Below are 18,021 nucleotides of genomic sequence, written 5' to 3' on the forward strand. Positions count from 1 at the left end.
GGTCCCATGCCTTCTTCTGCCCGTGTGACGGGACCTTCCGGCGGATCCGCACCCGTCCCGAGCTCGACCGCCCGGATGCGAGCCATGGTCGTCGAGGACGAGGGGTCGTTGGCGAAGCTGGTGGGTTCGTATCTCGAACGCGACGGCTTCGACGTGACGATCACCGGCGACGGATCCGAGGCCGTGACCCTCGCGCGGCAGGTCGACCCCGACATCCTGGTGCTCGACCTCGGCCTACCCGGACTCGACGGTGTCGAGGTGTGCCGGCAGCTGCGAACCTTCTCCGACGCGTACGTCGTGATGCTCACCGCGCGCACCGAGGAAGTCGACACCCTGATCGGTCTGTCCGTCGGGGCAGACGACTACCTGACGAAGCCGTTCAGCCCGCGCGAACTCATGGCCCGCATCCAAGCGATGCTGCGTCGTCCCCGAACCACCGCGCGGGTCGTAGCGTCCGCGAGTCGGCAGACCCGGACGTTCGGGGAGCTGTCCCTCGACGTCGACGGACGGGAGGTCGCCGTGCGCGGCACGCCGGTCGCACTCACCCGCACCGAGTTCGACGTCCTCGCTGCCCTGGCGCAGGACCCGGGAGTCGTGTTCACCCGTGCTCAGCTCATCGCGGCCGTCTGGGGGCAGAACTGGGTGGGCGACGAACACCTCGTGGACGTGCACATCGGCCATCTGCGCCGCAAACTCGGCGACGACGCGAACCAGGGACGTTTCGTGCGCACCGTCCGCGGCGTCGGCTACCGGATGGGTACAGGGCGATGACGTCCCACTCCCCCAGCGCGACGAGTTTCGGCACCCGCCTGTTCCTCGCGTTCGTCGCCGTCGTCGTCGGATGTGCCGTCAGCGCATGGCTGGTCGCGTCCGCTCTCGCTCCCGGGATCTTCCACGACCATCTCGGACAAGCGGGCATCGATCACGATTCGAGCCAGGCCGCCCACGTCGAAGAAGCCTTCACCTGGGCCATCGTCCTCGCGTGGGGTCTGGCGGTCGCGATCGCGGTGCTGTTGGCCTCGGCGGTCAGTTGGTACATCGCGCGACGGATCCAGCGTTCGCTCGACACGGTGACCACCTCCACCGCGCAGATCGCCGGAGGTCGCTACGACACACGCGTCCCCAGCCCCGAGCTCGGTCACGAATTCGACGAACTGGCAGCCAGTTTCAACGAGCTTGCACGACGCCTCGAAGCCACCGAAACCACAAGGCGCAGAATGCTCGCCGACCTCGGGCACGAAATGCGCACACCCATCGCCACACTCGACTCCTATCTCGAAGCACTCGAGGACGGCGTCCGCACTCTCGACGACGAAACCCGGCAGATTCTGCGAGCCGCCACACGCCGGCTGAACCGCCTGGCACAGGACATCACCGCGGTCTCCCGGGCGGAAGAGCACCTCACCCGCATCCATCGGGTGCCTACGACCACCGGCACCCTCGTCGCCACGGCGGTCGACGCGGTGCGCGAGCAGTACGACGGTAAAGGCGTGACGTTGCAGGCCGAGGTCGTCGAATCTGCGCCGGTGACGGTCGATCCCGACCGGCTCGGACAGGTGCTGGCGAACCTGCTGGACAACGCTCTACGGCACACACCGGCAGGAGGAAACGTCACCGTCGCCACTCGCATCCTGGGCCGCGGCCGAACGGAGATCACCGTGACCGACACGGGCGCCGGCATCGCGCCCGATCACCTCGACCACCTCTTCGACCGGTTCTACCGCGCGGACACCGCCCGCGACCGGAATCACGGCGGCAGCGGCATCGGCCTGACGATCGCGCGGGCACTCGTCGAAGCCCACGATGGTCGCATCCACGCGCACAGTGACGGACCGGGCTGCGGAGCCCGATTCACTCTGGAACTGCCGACGGCGAGTCAGGCGTAATTGGACAGGACGAACTCGGTCAGCCCCTTCCGGACCGCTTCGACCGCGTGCTTCTGCCCGCGCTTCAGCACGAAGCCGGGAACCGGAACCTTCGGTTCGAGCGACATGGTGACGTGCACCCGGGTGCCGCGCGCGATCTGTTCGAGGGCGTACTCCCCGTCCTGGCTGCGCTGCATCGCGCTGTCGACGAGCGTCCACGACGTCGAACTCTCCGTCCAGGAATGTTCGATGATCTGGGTGTCGGAGAAGCCGAGCAGCGACAGGGTCATGCGGATCCGGAGCGGCCGGCCGTCGTCGTCCCGGGTGAGCACCTCGACGCTCTTGTGGGCCGACGACCACTCGGGGATACGTTCGACATCTTCGAGGGCGCGCATCACCTGCTCGGGTGTGGCGTCGATGTCGAAACGGTCGGAGACGCTGGCCGCCATGTCGGGTCCTCCTCGTCGGGAAACGCGGTACATCGACCAGATGCCCCCGGATACCGCACGACGAAACCCCGCCGACGGTGCCGGCGGGGTTCGGTCGGAGCTGTCGATCAGCTGTCGACGCGCACCTCATCGCCGGTGATGAGGAAGGTCATCAGGTCGGTGCCGACAGTCAGCGGGCCGTCGTAGTTCTCCCGGGTGCGTTCGACGAGCATCTCATCGGAGATGCCGGGGACGCGGCCGGGGATGCCGTTGACGATGTGGCTGTAGACCGCCATCTTCGGCTGGGTCTGCTCGAAGATGTCGCCTGCCTGCTGCGGGTTCGTGTGATGCGCGTACACACTGGGCAGCGCCGACGGATCCTCGAAGTCGGCGACCTCGTGCACCAGCACGTCGACGCCTTCACCGAACTTCAGGACGTTCTCGGTGGGAACGGTGTCGCCGCTGATGAGCACCGACGTGCCCGCATAGTCGACGCGATAGCCGACCGCCGGCTGGATCGCACCGACCGGATCGTGCTCCACGGTGAACATCGTGACGGTGACGCCGTCCTGGTCGAAGACGACGCCGTCTTCTGCGAACTCGTGCGATTCGATCGGCGTGGTCGCGGGATCGACCTCCTTGTCCGCGACGCGCACGTCGATGTCGTTGCGGTAGGTGCTCTGCATTCCGTCGCCGATGTTCCGGACGCCGACGGGTCCGTAGAGCTGGAAGGCGCCCTCGCGCCCACCGAGTGCCGGGACGTAGCTACTCATCCAGAGGTCGGACAGGCCGTTGATGTGGTCGGAATGGAAGTGGGTGAGGAAGACGGCGTCGACCTGACCGACCGGAACGCCGGCCTGCGTCAGGCGCACCGTGGCTCCGCGCCCCGCATCGAAGACGAGGTTCAGGCCGTTGGCCTGGACCAGCGTGGACATGCCGTAACGCTCGGTGCTCGGCACCGGGCTGCCCGTGCCGAGCAGCGTCACGCGCATCTCCCCCTCGGCGGGAGCGTCGGACGCCGGGTGGGCAGAGTCCGAGGCAGAGCCGTCCGACGCCGCCGTTTCCTGCACAGTCTCCTGAGCAGCAGATTCTCCGGTGCTGCAGCCTGCGAGGACGAGCGCAAGCACACCCGACCCCACTACTGCCGCAGTGCGGAGCCGGCCGAATTCGAATGAGCGTCGTGACACCGGAGGTTCCTTCCGAAGGAATCGAAATTCGTACGCACTGCGTACGTAATGAACGCTGTGCGTACATACTGTGCGGGTCATCACAGCGGAAAGTCAAATCACGGTTGGGTGTCGGAGATCGAGAACGGCCCCGGAGTCGAAACCCCGAGGCCGTTCTTTTTCGAGCTTGTGTCAGTAGGCGCCGTCGCTGGCAAGTACGGCTTTGACGGTCTTGCCGATGATCAGCACATCGCTCACCATCGACCAGTTCTCCACATACGACAGGTCCAGTCGCACGGACTCGTCCCAGGACAGATCCGAGCGGCCACTGACCTGCCACAGCCCGGTCACCCCTGGGCGCACCAGCAGGCGGCGCTTGACCCGACCGTCGTAGGCCTCCACCTCACGCCGCAACGGCGGACGCGGACCCACCACACTCATCTCGCCACGAATGACGTTGAGGAACTGCGGCAACTCGTCGATGCTGAAGCGCCGCATCACCCTGCCCACACGCGTGACCCGCGGATCCTCTTTCATCTTGAACAACGGACCGGCACCCTCGTTCTGCGCCAGCAACGTCTCGACCATCGTGTCGGCATTGGTCACCATCGACCGGAACTTGATCATCCCGAACGGCTCACCGTCGAGACCGATCCGCTCGGCCTTGTAGAAGACCGGGCCCCGATCCTCGAGCTTGATCAGCAGGGCGACGACCGCGAACACCGGAGCCAACGCCACCAGCGCCGCACCGGCGAAGGCGAGATCGAAGATCCGCTTCCCCGAGCGCTTGGCCCCGTGATAGCTGGGCTTTTCCACGTGGATCAGCGGCAGACCGGCGACCGGGCGCATCTCGATCCGCGGACCCGCGACATCCACGACGCCGGTCGCGACGACCAGGTCGGTGTCGAGCGGCTCGAGCTGCCAGACCAGATCGTGCAACCCCTCGCTGCCCAAGGTTTCGGTGGCAGTGACCACCACTGTGTCCGCCCCCGACAGCTCGAGCGCTTCGACGACGGAGTGTTCGTCGCCGTAGACGGTGATCTCCCGGCCGTCGACATCGATCACATCACCGGGCGCACCCGAATAGCGCGGCACGCAGACACCGACGACGCAATAGCCTTCCCCGTCCTGACGGGAGAAGGTGCGGGTCATGTGCCGCACCGCCCGGGCACCGCCCACAATGAGTACCGACGTCTGGAAGTCGCCCCGAGCACGCTTGCGCGCGACAACCTTCCGCCACACCCACCGCGACAACAGCAAACCGGCAAGCCCCACCGGCAAAGCGATAGCAAGGAAGCCACGCGCGATCTGCTGGTTGGTGATGAGCGCGATGATGGCGATGGTGCCGAACACGGCGAGCGTCGCCGAGATGACCCGCTGATACTCGTCGTAGCCGGCACCGATCACGCGACGCGACCGCGTACGGAAGACGCTCAGCGCGCCCAGCCAGGCCACGATGAGGACGGCAGATACCACCGTGTAATCGAGCTGACCGCCACCTCCGGCGCGGAGTAGATCCTCGTAGCCGAAGCGGACGGTCTGCGCCAGGATCACGGAGAGGACCACGGTGATCGCGTCCGTGAGGCACAGCCTCTTCACGTACACGTTCTGCCACTTCCACCGGTTGACACCGGTGCCGGGCGACGCGTCCGCGGGCGCACGGTCAGGTGCGCGCCGCGGAGCGTCGGACGGGTCGAGCCCTCGATCATCGACCGTCGTCATCCCGCAGTCCTCCCCATGAATGTGTCTCCTCCCCGAGACAAAACTATTTCCCGACGAATCCGGCCCCGGCGCTGGAACCGGACTCGAGCGAGCGTTACCCGAACTATCCCTGAGAAATAACTGAGCGTTACGTGTGAATCGAAGTCTTGTCGCAGATCAGCCGGGAAATCCAGACTCTGTTCGGTAGCCGGTCACACGATCGTGTCGTGTGTTCGGTTGAATCCCTTGGGCTTCGAGTGCACCTACCTGGGCGTAGTCCGAATGATGGGAATACCGGAAGTGATGATAATCACGATTATGTGACGTTCTTTCCAACCCGGAACCCGATCGATTTCCCGAGATCGACGAGAGCCGGGCGTCGAATAGTGTTACTTCGAGTTTCCGAAACATCAAGCGCCCCCTGCCGGATGGTGAGGACACCACGCGGCCCGCGCAACCCGACCGCCATGCCGATAGCCGGAGATATGGCCGGGATAGGCTTCGGTATCGCTAGCGAGAGCCCCGAGGAGAACTGTTGAGCACCCTCCAGACCCTTGATCGCGGTCTACGCGCGCTGGACATCGTGTCGCAGCGACCCGGGGGCATCTCGATCGCGGAACTCTCGGCCGAACTGGAGGTCGCGCGAGCCATCGGCTATCGAATCGTCGCGACTCTCGAAGCACACTCGCTCGTAGCCCGAATGCACGACGGCCGGATCAGATTGGCGGTGGGGGCCGCACTACTCGGTTCGCGCTTCCGTCCCCGCTTGCGCGAGGTGACGCAACCGCTCCTGCGAGACCTGGCTCAGCAGACATCGGCCACCGCTTTCCTGTCGACCCTCGAGGGCGACGAGTGCGTAGTGATCGCGGTGGCCGAACCCGATTCGGGCATCCTCCGAGTGGGCTACCGAGTCGGCACCAGACATCCCGTGTCCAAGGGCGCGGCCGGTATCGCCATCCTTGCCGGTCGCCCCGCATCGGAGTCCGACACCGACGCGATCCGACGCGCACGCGAGGACGGCTTCAGCATCACCACCGGCGAACTCGAACACGGCGCTGTCGGCGTGGCAGCCGGCGTGCGCTCTCCCGTCGACCATGAGGGCATGGGATTCGAGGCGAGCGTCGGCGTCGTCGCGATCGAAGGTCTCGATACCGACACTGCGGCAACCGCCGTTGTGGCGACCGCCGCACGGATCAACAGCCTGCTCGATACCTGACCAGTACAGCCGCACTCGAGGACGCCCGCTGAGGCGTCCTTTTTTGCCCTCAGCACAGAGATCCAACCCCGGCATTGACGCCGAGTGTGACCACCGTTACCGTCTGAATGTGCGTTCAACGAACACATATGTTCGATAAAAGTAAATTCGCAGTTCGCAGATGGAGAGCATCATGATGAGTCAGTCGATCGGCACCGTCCTCGACACCCCGCAACCCGCCGCGGAGAGCCGCTGCCCCATCGACCACACCGCCTTCACCTCCCCTACCGGCTGCCCCGTCTCCCCGCGCGCCGCATCGTTCGATCCCTTCACCGGGCCGTACCAGGTGGACCCCGCCGCATCTCTGCGTTGGTCGCGTGACGAAGAGCCCGTCTTCTACAGCCCCGAACTCGGGTACTGGGTGGTCACGCGCTACGAAGACGTCAAAGCCGTCTTCCGCGACAACGAACTCTTCTCGCCTTCGATCGCTCTCGAGAAGATCACCCCGACCTCCGACGAGGCGAACGCTGTTCTGGCCCGATACGGCTATGCCATGAACCGCACTCTCGTCAACGAGGACGAACCGGCGCACATGCCGCGACGGCGAGCGCTGATGGAGCCCTTCACTCCCGCCGCGCTCGCCCACCACGAGCCGATGGTGCGCCGACTGACCCGCGAATACGTCGATCGTTTCATCGATGCCGGTCACGTCGACCTCGTCGACGAGATGCTCTGGGAGGTTCCGCTCACCGTCGCACTGCACTTCCTCGGTGTGCCCGAGGAGGACATGGACACCCTGCGCGAGTACTCGATCGCACACACCGTCAACACGTGGGGACGTCCGGCTCCCGAGCAGCAGGTCGCCGTAGCCGATGCCGTCGGGAAGTTCTGGCAGTTCGCGGGCACCGTTCTCGACAAGATGCGGAAGGATCCCAACGGGCACGGCTGGATGCCTTTCGGCATCCGCGTTCAGCAGGAACAGCCGGACGTCGTCACCGACTCCTACCTGCACTCGATGATGATGGCCGGCATCGTCGCCGCGCACGAGACGACCGCCAACGCCTCTGCGAATGCCTTGCGGCTGTTGCTCGAACATCGCGACGTGTGGGAAGAGATCTGCGCCGACCCGAGCCTGATCCCCAACGCGGTCGAAGAATGCCTGCGTCATTCCGGATCGGTAGCGGCGTGGCGGCGTCTCGTCACCGCGGACACCACGATCAACGGTGTCGCCATTCCTGCCGGGGCAAAACTGCTGATCGTCAACTCGTCCGCGAACCACGACGAACGCCACTTCGACCAGGCCGACGACTTCGACATCCGGCGCGACAACGCCAGCGACCATCTCACCTTCGGGTACGGCAGCCACCAGTGCATGGGAAAAAACCTCGCACGCATGGAGATCCAGATCTTCCTCGAAGAACTGACCCGGCGCCTGCCACACATGGAGCTGGTCCCGGATCAGGAATTCACCTATCTGCCCAACACCTCGTTCCGCGGACCCGATCATGTGTGGGTTCGCTGGGATCCGACGCGCAACCCCGAACGAGCCGATCCGGAATTGCTGTCCCTTCAGCAGCCGGTCAAGATCGGCGAACCGTCGAAGAACACGATCGCTCGCACCATGGCCGTCTCCGGACTCGAACCCGTTGCCGACGACACCCTGCTGATCACCCTGCGCGACACGAGCGGGCGGCCGCTGCCGAAATGGTCCGCCGGGTCGCATATCGACGTCGACTGCGGTGCAGTGTCGCGACAGTACTCACTGTGCGGTGACCCGAACGACCGCAACACTTTCCAGGTGGCCGTTCTCCACGATCAGGAGAGCCGAGGTGGGTCCCGGTGGATCCACACCGAACTGTCCGTCGGCGACACGCTTCGGGTGCGGGGTCCCCGCAACCACTTCAAGCTCGACCCCGACGCGAAACGGTATGTCTTCGTCGCCGGTGGCATCGGCATCACCCCGGTGATCGCGATGGCCGATCAGGTCAAGGCCGCCGAAGTCGACTACGAGATCCTTTACGCCGGCCGCGCACGCACCTCGATGGCATTTCTCGACCGTCTCGCACGCGACCACGGCGATCGGGTCCGGCTCTATCCCGGCGACGAAGGCACCCGCATGGACCTTCCCGCTCTCTTCGCCGACCCGGAAGAGGGCACGCAGGTGTACTCGTGCGGTCCCGAGCGTCTGCTCTCCGCACTCGGCGAGGCCACCGCACATTGGCCCGACGACACCCTGCACGTCGAACACTTCTCCTCCACGCTCGAAGAACTCGATCCCTCCAAGGAGCACGGCTTCGAGGTAGTGCTGAAGGATTCCGGCATCACCGTCCCGGTCGCTGCCGATCAGACAGTGCTCCAGGCACTTCGAGCCGCCAACATCGACGCCCAGAGCGATTGTGAGGAAGGCATCTGCGGCGCATGCGAGGTACCTGTCCTCGACGGCGAGGTCGACCACCGCGACCTGGTCCTCACCAAGGCCGAGCGCGCAGCCGGAAAAACCATGATGACCTGCTGCTCCCGCGCATGCGGCGACAAGCTGACCCTCCAGCTGTGACACAGCAACCCTCGAAACTGATCCGAAAGGCACGACATGACCACCATCGAGCAGTCGGGTACGCCGTCCGTCCCGCCGGACTCCGGCACACCGACCACCAGAACGCCGTTCAAACGGGTTCTGGCCGGCAGCATGGCCGGCGCCGTCCTCGAGTGGTACGACTTCGCGATCTACGGCATCCTCGCCGCGACCGTCCTCGGCCCTCTGTTCTTCCCCAGCGGCAACCCGGTCGCCTCCTTGTTGATGGCCCTCGCGACACAGGGACTCGGGTTCGTCGCCCGGCCCCTCGGCGGCATCGTCTTCGGCCATCTCGGTGACAAGTTCGGACGCAAACCCATTCTGGTTGCAACGTTCCTCATGCTGGGAGGCGCGACCGCCGCGATCGGACTGCTCCCCACCTACGGCCAGATCGGCATCTGGGCCACCGTCGCCCTGGTCGTCCTGCGCATGATCCAGGGCTTCGCCCTCGGTGGCGAGTTCGGCGCCGCAGTGATCCTGGTCAGCGAATACGGCGAACCCAAGCGCCGGGGATTCTGGGCGGCATGGCCGCAGTCCGGAGCTCCGGCCGGTACCGTCCTGGCCACCGTCACGGTGGGCATACTCGCGGTCGTCTTCCCCGGGGACGCCTTCGACGACTGGGGCTGGCGCGTCGCCTTCCTCCTCGCCGTGCCGTTGCTCGTCATCGGGTTCCTCATCCGACGGGGTGTCGAGGAATCTCCGGTCTACCGGGCCGCGCAGGCGAAGGCCGAGTCCGCCGAGAACAAGGCTGCCCGCAAGGAATCGTCCAGCATCATCGAGGCTCTGCGCAAGCCGCGCCCGCTGCTCCACGGCCTCGGCATGCGCCTGGGCGAGAACATCGCGTTCTACGTCTACACGATCTTCGTCATCGCGTACGCCACGACCTATTTCGACTACACCCGCGGCGCGATCGTCACCACCGTCGCCTTCGCATCGGTCTGCCAGTTCCTCGGAATGATCGGCGGCGGATGGTGGTCCGACCGGGTGGGACGCAAGATCGCCATGCTCGTCCCGGCCGTCTCGCTCGTCATCTGGGCGCCGATCTTCTTCTCCCTGGTGCACACCGAGAACATGACCGCGCTCGGTGTGGGTGTGTGCGTCGGCGCGCTGCTGCACGGCATGCTCGCCGGCCCGGAAGCCGCATGGATCACAGAACTCTTCCCCACCAAGTACCGCTTCGCCGGTTCGTCGCTGGTGTTCCAGGGCTCGTCGATCATCGCCGGCGCTCCTGCCCCGTTCATCGCGGTGTGGCTGGTCGACCGCTTCAGTGCCACCGCAGTCATCGTCTATCTGGTGATCACCATGTCGATCACCGTGATCGCCGTGGCCACCAGTCGCGAGACGAAGGGCGTCGATCTCGACAAGCTCGACGATCTCTACTGAGCACGCCTCATCGAGAAGTGGCGTGGAAGTAGGCGGGGGATGCGGACACGGAAGGTAGAGCCGACACCCTTCTCGGACTCCACCTCCACCTTCCCGCCGTGCGCCGCGACCAGCGCAGCGACGATCGACAGGCCCAGACCACTCCCACCCGACGCGCGGGTGCGGGAGGCGTCGGCGCGGTAGAAGCGTTCGAAGACGCGCTCGCGGTCGTCGGGATCGAGGCCGGGGCCGGTGTCGGCGACTTCCAAGATCGCATCGGAGTCCGAGGTACCCACCCGCACCGTGACATCGGCGTCTGGTGGGGTGTGGGTCAGGGCGTTTGTGACGAGATTGCTCAACACCTGACGCAGACGGGCGTCGTCGCCGAGAACCTCGGGAGTGCCTGGGCCGTCGATGATGTCGAGGGTAACGGTCCGTTCGGGTGCGACGGCGCGCGCGTTGTGCACCGCGTCGGCGGCGACCGCGAGCAGATCCACCGCGGAACGGTCGAGCGGACGTTGTTCGTCGAGTCGCGCGAGCATCAGCAGGTCTTCGACGAGCAGACCCATGCGGCGGGCCTCGCGTTCGATGCGGTCCATGAGCATGCCGGTGTCGGTACTCGCGCCCTGCCGGTACAACTCGGCGAAACCGCGGATGGTGGTGAGCGGAGTTCGGAGTTCGTGGCTGGCATCGGCGACGAAGCGACGCATCTTCTCCTCCGAGCGTCGCGCCGACTCCTCCGATGCCGCGGTCGCCGCGAAGGCCGATTCGATCCTGCCGAGCATCGCGTTGAAGGTCACCGACAACCGCCCGATCTCGGTTCGGGGATCGCCCTCGGGCACCCGCTCGCTGAGGTCGCCTTCAGCGATCGCGGCGGCGGTGCGCTCGACCTCGTCGAGGGGACGCAGGCTCATCCGCACGACGACACCGCCGCCCACCGCCAGTGCGACCAGCACGACCGCACCGATCACCGTCTGCAGCACGACGAGGCTGTCCACCGTCTCGTCGGCCTCGGCCAGACTCATCCCGACGGTGGTCACGACACCCGACGCGTTCTCGGTGCTCATCACCCGCCAGTGCGGACCGTCGTCGCCCACGGATCCGACGGTGACGGGCCTACCGGTCGGATCCTCAGGCACATCCGGTGCGGTCGACTCGTCGTTGACGACGAACAGCACCTGCCCGTCGGCGTCGACGACCTGCACGTAGAAGGGGCTCGGTGGTCGCCGGGAGGTGGGGGCGTCCAGCGGTGGCGTCGGTGGCGGCTTGTCGGGTCGCGCCCAGGTCCGTGCGGCCTCCTCGAGGTCCCGGTCGACGCGCGACAGCAGAGAGTTCTGCAGAGCCGAGGTGACCGCGACCCCGGACGCGAGCAGACCGATGCCGGCCAGGAGCACCAGGGCGGCCACCAGCGTCCAGCGGAGCGGCAGCGCCCGCAGGCGGTTCATGTGCGGGGTTCCCGCATCACGTAGCCCACCCCGCGAACGGTGTGGATGAGGGGGACGTCGCCGGTGTCGACCTTGCGTCGCAGATACGACACATACGACTCGACAACCCCGACCTCACCGCCGAAGTCGTAGTTCCACACGTGCTCGAGGATGCGGGGCTTGCTCAGCACCGTCCCGGCGTTGAGCATGAAGTACCGCAGCAGCGTGAACTCGGTCGGCGACAGCGACACGGGCTTGCCGGCCTTCAACACCTCGTGGGTGTCCTCGTCGAGTTCGAGGTCGGCGAAGGTGATGCGGGAACTGCGTTCGGCCTCGGACACCTTGCCGGCGCGACGCAGGATCGTGCGCAGCCGGGCGATGACCTCTTCGAGGCTGAACGGCTTGGTGACGTAGTCGTCGGCGCCGAGCGTCAGGCCCGCGACCTTGTCCTCCACCGCGTCTTTCGCGGTCAGGAACAGCACGGGCGCGTCGATGCCGTCGGCGCGCAGGCGGCGCAGCAGGCCCATGCCGTCCATCCCGGGCATCATCACGTCGAGGATCACCGCGTCGGGCCGGAAGCGTCGCGCCTTGTCCAGTCCTTCGGCGCCGTTGCTCGCGGTCTCCACCTCGAAGCCCTGGAACTTCAGGCTCACGGACAGCAGTTCGACGATGCTCGGCTCGTCGTCGACGACGAGCACGCGCGCTTCGGGAATCCGGTCGGTCACGACTTCGATTGTCGCGGGTAGGGCTGGCACCGCGCTCGAGATTTCCTGGCAGGTTCCTGTGAGCTTTCCGATTGTCAGGAAGTTGCCAGGAGAACTCCACGGAACCTCGAGATCACGAGTGTGTGCTGTGGGGGTGAACAACGGCTATCAACAGACCGCGAGCAGACTGCACGCGTTCAACCGGTACGAGATCAAGTATTTCGTCGACGAGATGAAGGTGCCCGAACTACGGCGCGAGCTCGCCGCCCGGATGGACACCGATCCGTACTCCCCACACGGGGGCTATCCGGTGACGTCGCTGTACTACGACACCCCGGATCTGCGGTTTTACTGGGAGAAGATCGAAGGCCTGAAGTTCCGCCGCAAGGTACGCATGCGGCTGTACGGCGATCCGGCCGCATGCACCGACGACTCTCCCGTGCAGGTCGAGATCAAGCAGCGCGTCAACCGGGTGACCCAGAAGCGTCGCACTGCCCTCCCGTACGGCGTCGCCCTGCGATGGCTGAACGGACGCGAGGACATCGAGTGCGACGACTCGCAGCGGCCGTTCGTCGACGAGGTCTCCGGTCTCGTGGGGAATCTGGATCTGCGACCGATCGTGACCACCGGCTATCTGCGCGAGGCGTTCGTCGGACGCGACGCCGACCTCGGCCTGCGCGTGACGATCGACCACAAGGTGCACGGCCGCGACCGCGACTTCCACTTCGCGTCCGGCGCAGAGAACCGCTTCATCATCCCGCCGAAGCTGGCCGTCGTAGAGCTCAAGGCCAACGAGCGGGTGCCCTACTGGGCGACTGATTTGACGGCCCGGCTGGACATGTCGGTGATCCGGGTGTCGAAGTACTGCCAGTCGGTCGAAGCGTTCGGGCTCGCACCCAGGTCCCGTTTCGGTGCACCGGAACTGGTGTCGCCGGACGGCTTCGACGCGCGGGTACCCGCCGATCTTCTGTCCACCGAACCGATCCCGGCTCGCTGACCTTCCCTTCTCCGAAACAAGGACGGATATGAACTTCGATTTCCAAGATCTCAGTGGCACGTTCACGACCTTCGACATCGTGGTGTCGCTGGCGTTGTCGTTCGTGCTGTCGAGCGTCATTGCGTGGGTCTACCGCTACACGCACAAGAACGTCTCCTACAGCCAGTCCTACGTGCAGACGCTGGTGCTGGTCGGCATGGTCATCGCGCTCATCATGTTGGTGGTCGGATCGAACATCGCCCGGGCGTTCGCTCTCGTCGGCGCGCTCTCGGTGGTGCGATTCCGCAACGCCATCAAAGAAACTCGCGATGTCGGGTTCATCTTCCTGGTGATGGCCATCGGCATGACCACCGGTACCCGCTTCTACGTGCTCGCCATCGCAGCGACCGTCGCGATCTGCCTCGTACTGCTGATCATGAACAAGTTCAACTGGTTCACGCTCGACGTGCAGCGTCAGGTGGTCAAGGTGCAGGTGCCGCCGGAGCCGGCCTACACCAGCACCGTCGAGGACATTCTCATCAAGCACTGCAGTGAATACGAGTTGGTGTCCACCGAATCTGTCCGCGCCGGCGCTCTGGTGGAGCTGTACTACACGGCGCAGCTGAAGAAGGGCACGAGCTCGAACGACCTGATCGCGGCACTGAGCGCCGTCAATGCCGGCCAGCGGGTGAGCGTCCTGACCGGATACGACCAGACCGACCTGTGATGACTGCACCCACCCCGCGGCGCCGTCTGCGGCACCGGATACCGACCTCGCTGCGGCGGCACTGGAAACTGCCGGTGGCGTTCATCGCGTTCGTCGCGATCGTGGCCACGGCATTCGGAGCGACACGCGTGCGGCCCTACATCACAGGCGACCCGACGATCATCTCCTCGGAGATCACCGAGAACGTCGCCGGCACAGTCGATCTGTTCGACACCTCCGCCACACACGAGTTGTCGCTCGAGATCGGCGACGCCGAGTACGACGACATGATCTCCGCATACGAGAAGGACGGCGACAAGGAGTGGGTGGTCGCCGATGTGGTCATCGACGGCACCCACATCGACGACGTGGGTGTGCGCCTGAAGGGCAACTCGACGCTGCGCGGCCTGCAGGGCGAGGGTTTCGATCAGGCACAAGGCCCGCCCGGGATGGAGGGCACGGTTCAGGTGGATCCGGAGGATCCGACCTCGTTGCCCTTGCTGATCCGTTTCGACGAGTACGTCGACGGTCGCGCGTATCAGGGCATGACAGAACTGTCGGTGCGGCCCGGCTCGCCGGTGATCAACGAGGCGATGGCGTTGTCGCTCACCGCCGAGACCGAGCAGCCGACCCAGCGATACGCGTACACGGTGTACTCGGTCAACGACAGCGCCACCGCGACGCGACTGGTGCTCGAGCATCCCGATGAGCAGTACGCCAACTCGCTGCTCGACTCCCCCGGCTATCTCTACAAGGCCGATGCGTCGTCGCGGTTCGAGTACGTCGGCGACGACCAGTCGGACTACGCCGACCAGTTCGAGGAGATCAATGCCGCCGACTCCGGGACGCTGCAACCCATCATCAGCTTCCTGAAGTGGATGGACTCGGCCGACGACGCAGAGTTCGACGCGCACCTCGCCGACTGGGTCGACGTCGAGTCCTTCGCTCGGTACGTCGCCACACAGAACCTGCTCGTCAACTTCGACGACATGGCCGGACCCGGTCAGAACTACTACCTCTGGTACGACCTCGACACGAAGAAACTCTCGGTGGTCTCGTGGGATCTGAACATGGCCATGCAGGGTGATACTTCCGCCGGCCCGGACGACTCCATCTCCATGATGGGCGGCATGGGACCGGGCGGTCGCCCGCAGGGCATGGCGGACGCCACGCCACCGGAGGGGATGCCTCAGACCATGCCACCTGGAATGCCTGGAGGTGAGAGTCGCGGACCAGGCGGCGGCAATACCTTGAAGACCCGTTTCCTCGACTCCGACGCCTTCACGGAGATCTACCACCGGGTGTATCAGGAGCTGTCCGAACAGATCTACGGCAACGGTCTGGCACTCGAGGTGCTCGGCGCGGTGGCGGCGTCGGTGCCGACCTCCGACGGACTCACCGCCGAGGCGCTGCAGGAGAGCGTCGACTCGATGCGCTCCTGGATCGGGGAACGTACGCAGGCACAAGTTCAGTGGATTCAGCCCCGCTGAGCGAGGTCGGATCCACCGAAGTTACGGATACTGTCGGGCCATGACTTCCGAAGAAATCCTGCTCGTCGAGCAGCGCGATTCCGTCCGCATTCTCACCTTCAACCGCTCGGAGGCGCGGAATGCGCTGAGCTCGGCGCTCATCGATGCCCTGCGCACCGAGATCGCTGCAGCGGAGGCGGACGACGAGACGAACGTCGTGGTCCTTACCGGCACCGACCCGGCCTTCTGCGCCGGACTCGACCTGCAGGAACTCGGGGAAGGTGGAGGCAACCTGTCGCTGGTGTCCGGCGCCGACCTCCCCGTCGGTCATCCGTGGAAGCCCATCTCCAAGCCGATCATCGGCGCGGTGAACGGCGCCGCCATCACCGGTGGTCTCGAAATGGCACTCGCGTGCGACTTCCTCATCGCGTCCGAGCGCGCCCGCTTCGCCGACACCCACGCGCGAGTCGGCGTCCTGCCGGGTTGGGGACTCACCCAGCGCCTTCCCGCGGCGGTGGGTCCGGGCTTCGCGCGTCGCATGAGCCTGTCCGGCAACTTCGTGGGTGCCGAGGAGGCGCTGCGTGCGGGTCTGGTGACGCAGGTCGTCGCGCATGACGAACTGCTCGGCACGGCCGTGGAGGTCGCGCGGACGATCGCCGGCAACGACCAATCCGGTGTGCGGGCGTTGCTCGCGTCGTACCGCCGGGCCGAGGAGCATGTCGTCGAACCGGCCCTACGGGTGGAGCAGCAGACCTCGGAAGAGTGGATGCGGGAGTTCTCGCCGTCGCGGGTCGCCGAGAGGCGGGCGGCAGTGATCGAACGTGGAAAGTCCCAAAACGCCGTGAACCCCAAGTCCTGAAACACCCATGATAAAAGGGTGTTTCAGTCTAATCGGACAGATTTATCACGGAAATATAACAACTAGTGACGGCAGGTAACAGGCTTTGGGGCCTTCGCGAAGTATGGGGCGGAAGTGAATTGATCTTGCAGATCTTTCACTTCCCGCGTCCGTTCGCGGGCGTGCCCATCCACAACAACATGGAGGTATTCCTATGCTGCTCGGATCTCTCGCACTGACCCTCGGTGGACTGCTCGTTGCCCTCGGCATCGTTCTCTGACGGCCGGACGATCGACTCCGCGCCCGCACCACCCCCTGCGTGCGGGCGCGGTTCGGTCCATTCGGACGGATCCACTTCCGGAGTCCGGAAAACTGTTTCCTCGTCACACTTTTCGGACATCTTCTTCTCGAGTTCGTCCTTCTCGCGCTGCGCCATCTCCGGTTCCCGACACCGACGCGCGCAAACAACTACTCCGGCAACGGAACGTTCTGCAGTCGCAGCTGACCGCGAGCGAGGACCTTACCGGTCGTAGTGTCGGTGATGATCACCAGCCACAGTTGCTGAGTCCTCCCCTGCTGCAACGGTTCTGCCGTGACCGACGCGCGGCATCCCGTCGTCGAACGCAGGAAGTCGGTCGAGTTGTTGACGCCGACAGCGAACTGGCCGCGCTCGAGTACCGCGGCGCTTGCGCCGATGCTGCCGGCAGTTTCGACGATGGTCGCATAGAGCCCACCGTGCACGACTCCCCACGGGGTGTGATGGTCGGGGCCCAGGTCGACGTATCCGGCGACCTTCGTTCCGGTGGCTTCCTCGACGACGAAGCCGCTCGCCTCGACGAATCGGCTCGGCGGCTTCTGGCCGTAGTCCTCGATGGTCGGACGGGCCTCGGTAGTTCCGGTCATGACAACTCCTCGTTCACGCTGACTTCGATATTCACAGTTAGCCAGTGCCTAGGCTGACTGTCAAGGATTAAGTCAGCTACCCTGTGGGCATGCAGTGGCTCGACTACAGCACCGACAACTGCTCGGTCCAGCGCACGATGGACGTCATCGGCGAGAAATGGACGATGATCGTTCTCCGCGAAGTGTTCAACGGCGTGCGACGTTTCGAGCAGATGCGCCGGCACACCGGCATCTCCGACCCCGTGCTGTCCGCCCGACTGCGCACCCTCGTCGAGGCCGGGATCCTCGACACCGTCCCCTACCGCGAGGAAGGCCGCCGCACGCGCAACGAGTACCGGCTCACCGAGAAGGGCCGCGATCTCTATCCCATCCTCGTCGCCCTGCTCCAGTGGGGGGACAAATACTGTGCAGATCCCGACGGCCCGTCACTGCTCATCGAACACCGCGACTGTGGCGCTTCGGTCGAAGCGGTCGTGCAATGCGCCCACGGCCACGGTCCGCTGCGGCCGAGCGAGTCGCAGACCCGACCGGGTCCGACCGCGCGAAAACTCCCCGAGGGCACGAAAACATAACGAAGTGAATTTTCGGTCCGCGGCAGTGTTTCGCACCGAGGCGGCGGGTACTCCTCGGTCAGCGTCCCGGTGCGGACGCAGTCCGGATAACCGAACGACAGGAGGAACACATATGCACTTCGGATCTCTTGCGCTCCTCG

Annotated in this window: 16 protein-coding genes; 10 read left to right on the forward strand and 6 right to left on the reverse strand. The window is 65.4% G+C overall.

Annotated elements, in window-relative coordinates:
* The first annotated feature begins 84 nt into the window (after positions 1-84).
* Entirely contained in the window at positions 85-771 is a 687-nt protein-coding gene (locus tag BO226_RS16495) for a response regulator transcription factor (RefSeq protein WP_071935720.1), read from the forward strand.
* Complete coding sequence (locus BO226_RS16500; protein ID WP_071935721.1) at positions 768-1,886, forward strand: sensor histidine kinase; 1,119 nt, start codon at positions 768-770, stop codon at positions 1,884-1,886. Before BO226_RS16495 ends, BO226_RS16500 begins: the two co-directional genes overlap by 4 nt.
* Here the strand turns inward: BO226_RS16500 and BO226_RS16505 are convergent.
* The 3 genes from BO226_RS16505 to BO226_RS16515 all read right to left on the reverse strand — a co-directional run bounded on the left by BO226_RS16505 (position 1,877) and on the right by BO226_RS16515 (position 5,181).
* Positions 1,877-2,314 (reverse strand): SRPBCC family protein, encoded by a 438-nt coding sequence (locus tag BO226_RS16505; RefSeq protein WP_071935722.1) that lies wholly within the window; start codon positions 2,312-2,314, stop codon positions 1,877-1,879. The genes BO226_RS16500 and BO226_RS16505 overlap by 10 nt on opposite strands.
* 107 nt (positions 2,315-2,421) lie before the next feature.
* On the reverse strand, positions 2,422-3,480 hold the full coding sequence (locus BO226_RS16510; protein ID WP_232237979.1) for an MBL fold metallo-hydrolase: 1,059 nt from the start codon (positions 3,478-3,480) through the stop codon (positions 2,422-2,424).
* A gap of 171 nt (positions 3,481-3,651) precedes the next feature.
* Positions 3,652-5,181, reverse strand: a complete 1,530-nt coding sequence (locus BO226_RS16515) for a sugar transferase (RefSeq protein ID WP_071935724.1) — start codon at positions 5,179-5,181, stop codon at positions 3,652-3,654.
* Between the two features lie 514 nt (positions 5,182-5,695).
* On the opposite strand from BO226_RS16515, the gene BO226_RS16520 reads away from it, so the two are divergent.
* The 3 genes from BO226_RS16520 to BO226_RS16530 all read left to right on the forward strand — a co-directional run bounded on the left by BO226_RS16520 (position 5,696) and on the right by BO226_RS16530 (position 10,310).
* Positions 5,696-6,376, forward strand: a complete 681-nt coding sequence (locus tag BO226_RS16520) for an IclR family transcriptional regulator (protein WP_071935725.1) — start codon at positions 5,696-5,698, stop codon at positions 6,374-6,376.
* Positions 6,377-6,548: 172 nt separating this feature from the next.
* Positions 6,549-8,909, forward strand: a complete 2,361-nt coding sequence (locus BO226_RS16525; protein WP_071936490.1) for a cytochrome P450/oxidoreductase — start codon at positions 6,549-6,551, stop codon at positions 8,907-8,909.
* A gap of 36 nt (positions 8,910-8,945) precedes the next feature.
* Positions 8,946-10,310 carry an MFS transporter gene (locus tag BO226_RS16530; protein WP_198040567.1) on the forward strand — a complete coding sequence of 455 codons (1,365 nt, stop codon included), beginning with the start codon at positions 8,946-8,948 and terminating at the stop codon, positions 10,308-10,310.
* On the opposite strand, the gene BO226_RS16535 is transcribed toward BO226_RS16530, so the two are convergent.
* Together BO226_RS16535 and BO226_RS16540 are read right to left on the reverse strand one after the other, a co-directional pair.
* Positions 10,304-11,734, reverse strand: coding sequence for a sensor histidine kinase (locus BO226_RS16535; RefSeq protein ID WP_071935726.1), 1,431 nt, complete (start codon positions 11,732-11,734; stop codon positions 10,304-10,306). The genes BO226_RS16530 and BO226_RS16535 overlap by 7 nt on opposite strands.
* Positions 11,731-12,438 carry a response regulator transcription factor gene (locus tag BO226_RS16540; protein WP_071935727.1) on the reverse strand — a complete coding sequence of 236 codons (708 nt, stop codon included), beginning with the start codon at positions 12,436-12,438 and terminating at the stop codon, positions 11,731-11,733. The genes BO226_RS16535 and BO226_RS16540 overlap by 4 nt, the downstream gene beginning before the upstream one ends.
* A 133-nt stretch (positions 12,439-12,571) precedes the next feature.
* Here BO226_RS16540 and BO226_RS16545 point away from each other — a divergent pair, with 133 nt between their 5' ends.
* From BO226_RS16545 to BO226_RS16560, 4 genes are read left to right on the forward strand one after another with little or no spacing between them, the layout of a single operon-like run.
* Entirely contained in the window at positions 12,572-13,414 is an 843-nt protein-coding gene (locus tag BO226_RS16545) for a polyphosphate polymerase domain-containing protein (protein WP_156895235.1), read from the forward strand.
* Between the two features lie 28 nt (positions 13,415-13,442).
* Positions 13,443-14,120: a DUF4956 domain-containing protein gene (locus BO226_RS16550; protein WP_006553093.1), complete on the forward strand. Its 678-nt coding sequence runs from the start codon at positions 13,443-13,445 to the stop codon at positions 14,118-14,120.
* Positions 14,120-15,589, forward strand: coding sequence for a CotH kinase family protein (locus BO226_RS16555; protein WP_083543668.1), 1,470 nt, complete (start codon positions 14,120-14,122; stop codon positions 15,587-15,589). Before BO226_RS16550 ends, BO226_RS16555 begins: the two co-directional genes overlap by 1 nt.
* A 40-nt stretch (positions 15,590-15,629) precedes the next feature.
* Positions 15,630-16,427 (forward strand): enoyl-CoA hydratase, encoded by a 798-nt coding sequence (locus BO226_RS16560; protein ID WP_071935729.1) that lies wholly within the window; start codon positions 15,630-15,632, stop codon positions 16,425-16,427.
* A 447-nt stretch (positions 16,428-16,874) separates the two neighbouring features.
* Here the strand turns inward: BO226_RS16560 and BO226_RS16570 are convergent, their stop codons facing one another.
* Complete coding sequence (locus BO226_RS16570; RefSeq protein ID WP_006553096.1) at positions 16,875-17,309, reverse strand: PaaI family thioesterase; 435 nt, start codon at positions 17,307-17,309, stop codon at positions 16,875-16,877.
* 89 nt (positions 17,310-17,398) lie between these two features.
* Here BO226_RS16570 and BO226_RS16575 point away from each other — a divergent pair, with 89 nt between their 5' ends.
* The gene (locus tag BO226_RS16575; RefSeq protein WP_071936493.1) at positions 17,399-17,881 is read left to right on the forward strand and encodes a winged helix-turn-helix transcriptional regulator; all 483 of its coding nucleotides are present in this window, start codon (positions 17,399-17,401) and stop codon (positions 17,879-17,881) included.
* Positions 17,882-18,021: the final 140 nt, after the last annotated feature.

It is taken from the genome of Rhodococcus sp. 2G, assembly GCF_001886355.1.
GTDB lineage: Bacteria > Actinomycetota > Actinomycetes > Mycobacteriales > Mycobacteriaceae > Rhodococcus > Rhodococcus pyridinivorans.

What these genes read in the sequence shown, in the direction of transcription:
- BO226_RS16495 (WP_071935720.1), top strand. Translation starts at nt 85, where the DNA reads ATGGTCGTCGAGGACGAGGGGTCGTTGGCGAAGCTGGTGGGTTCGTAT.
- BO226_RS16500 (WP_071935721.1), top strand. Translation starts at nt 768, where the DNA reads ATGACGTCCCACTCCCCCAGCGCGACGAGTTTCGGCACCCGCCTGTTC.
- BO226_RS16505 (WP_071935722.1), bottom strand. Translation starts at nt 2,314, where the DNA reads ATGGCGGCCAGCGTCTCCGACCGTTTCGACATCGACGCCACACCCGAG.
- BO226_RS16515 (WP_071935724.1), bottom strand. Translation starts at nt 5,181, where the DNA reads ATGACGACGGTCGATGATCGAGGGCTCGACCCGTCCGACGCTCCGCGG.
- BO226_RS16525 (WP_071936490.1), top strand. Translation starts at nt 6,549, where the DNA reads ATGATGAGTCAGTCGATCGGCACCGTCCTCGACACCCCGCAACCCGCC.
- BO226_RS16530 (WP_198040567.1), top strand. Translation starts at nt 8,946, where the DNA reads ATGACCACCATCGAGCAGTCGGGTACGCCGTCCGTCCCGCCGGACTCC.
- BO226_RS16535 (WP_071935726.1), bottom strand. Translation starts at nt 11,734, where the DNA reads ATGAACCGCCTGCGGGCGCTGCCGCTCCGCTGGACGCTGGTGGCCGCC.
- BO226_RS16550 (WP_006553093.1), top strand. Translation starts at nt 13,443, where the DNA reads ATGAACTTCGATTTCCAAGATCTCAGTGGCACGTTCACGACCTTCGAC.
- BO226_RS16555 (WP_083543668.1), top strand. Translation starts at nt 14,120, where the DNA reads ATGACTGCACCCACCCCGCGGCGCCGTCTGCGGCACCGGATACCGACC.
- BO226_RS16560 (WP_071935729.1), top strand. Translation starts at nt 15,630, where the DNA reads ATGACTTCCGAAGAAATCCTGCTCGTCGAGCAGCGCGATTCCGTCCGC.
- BO226_RS16570 (WP_006553096.1), bottom strand. Translation starts at nt 17,309, where the DNA reads ATGACCGGAACTACCGAGGCCCGTCCGACCATCGAGGACTACGGCCAG.
- BO226_RS16575 (WP_071936493.1), top strand. Translation starts at nt 17,399, where the DNA reads ATGCAGTGGCTCGACTACAGCACCGACAACTGCTCGGTCCAGCGCACG.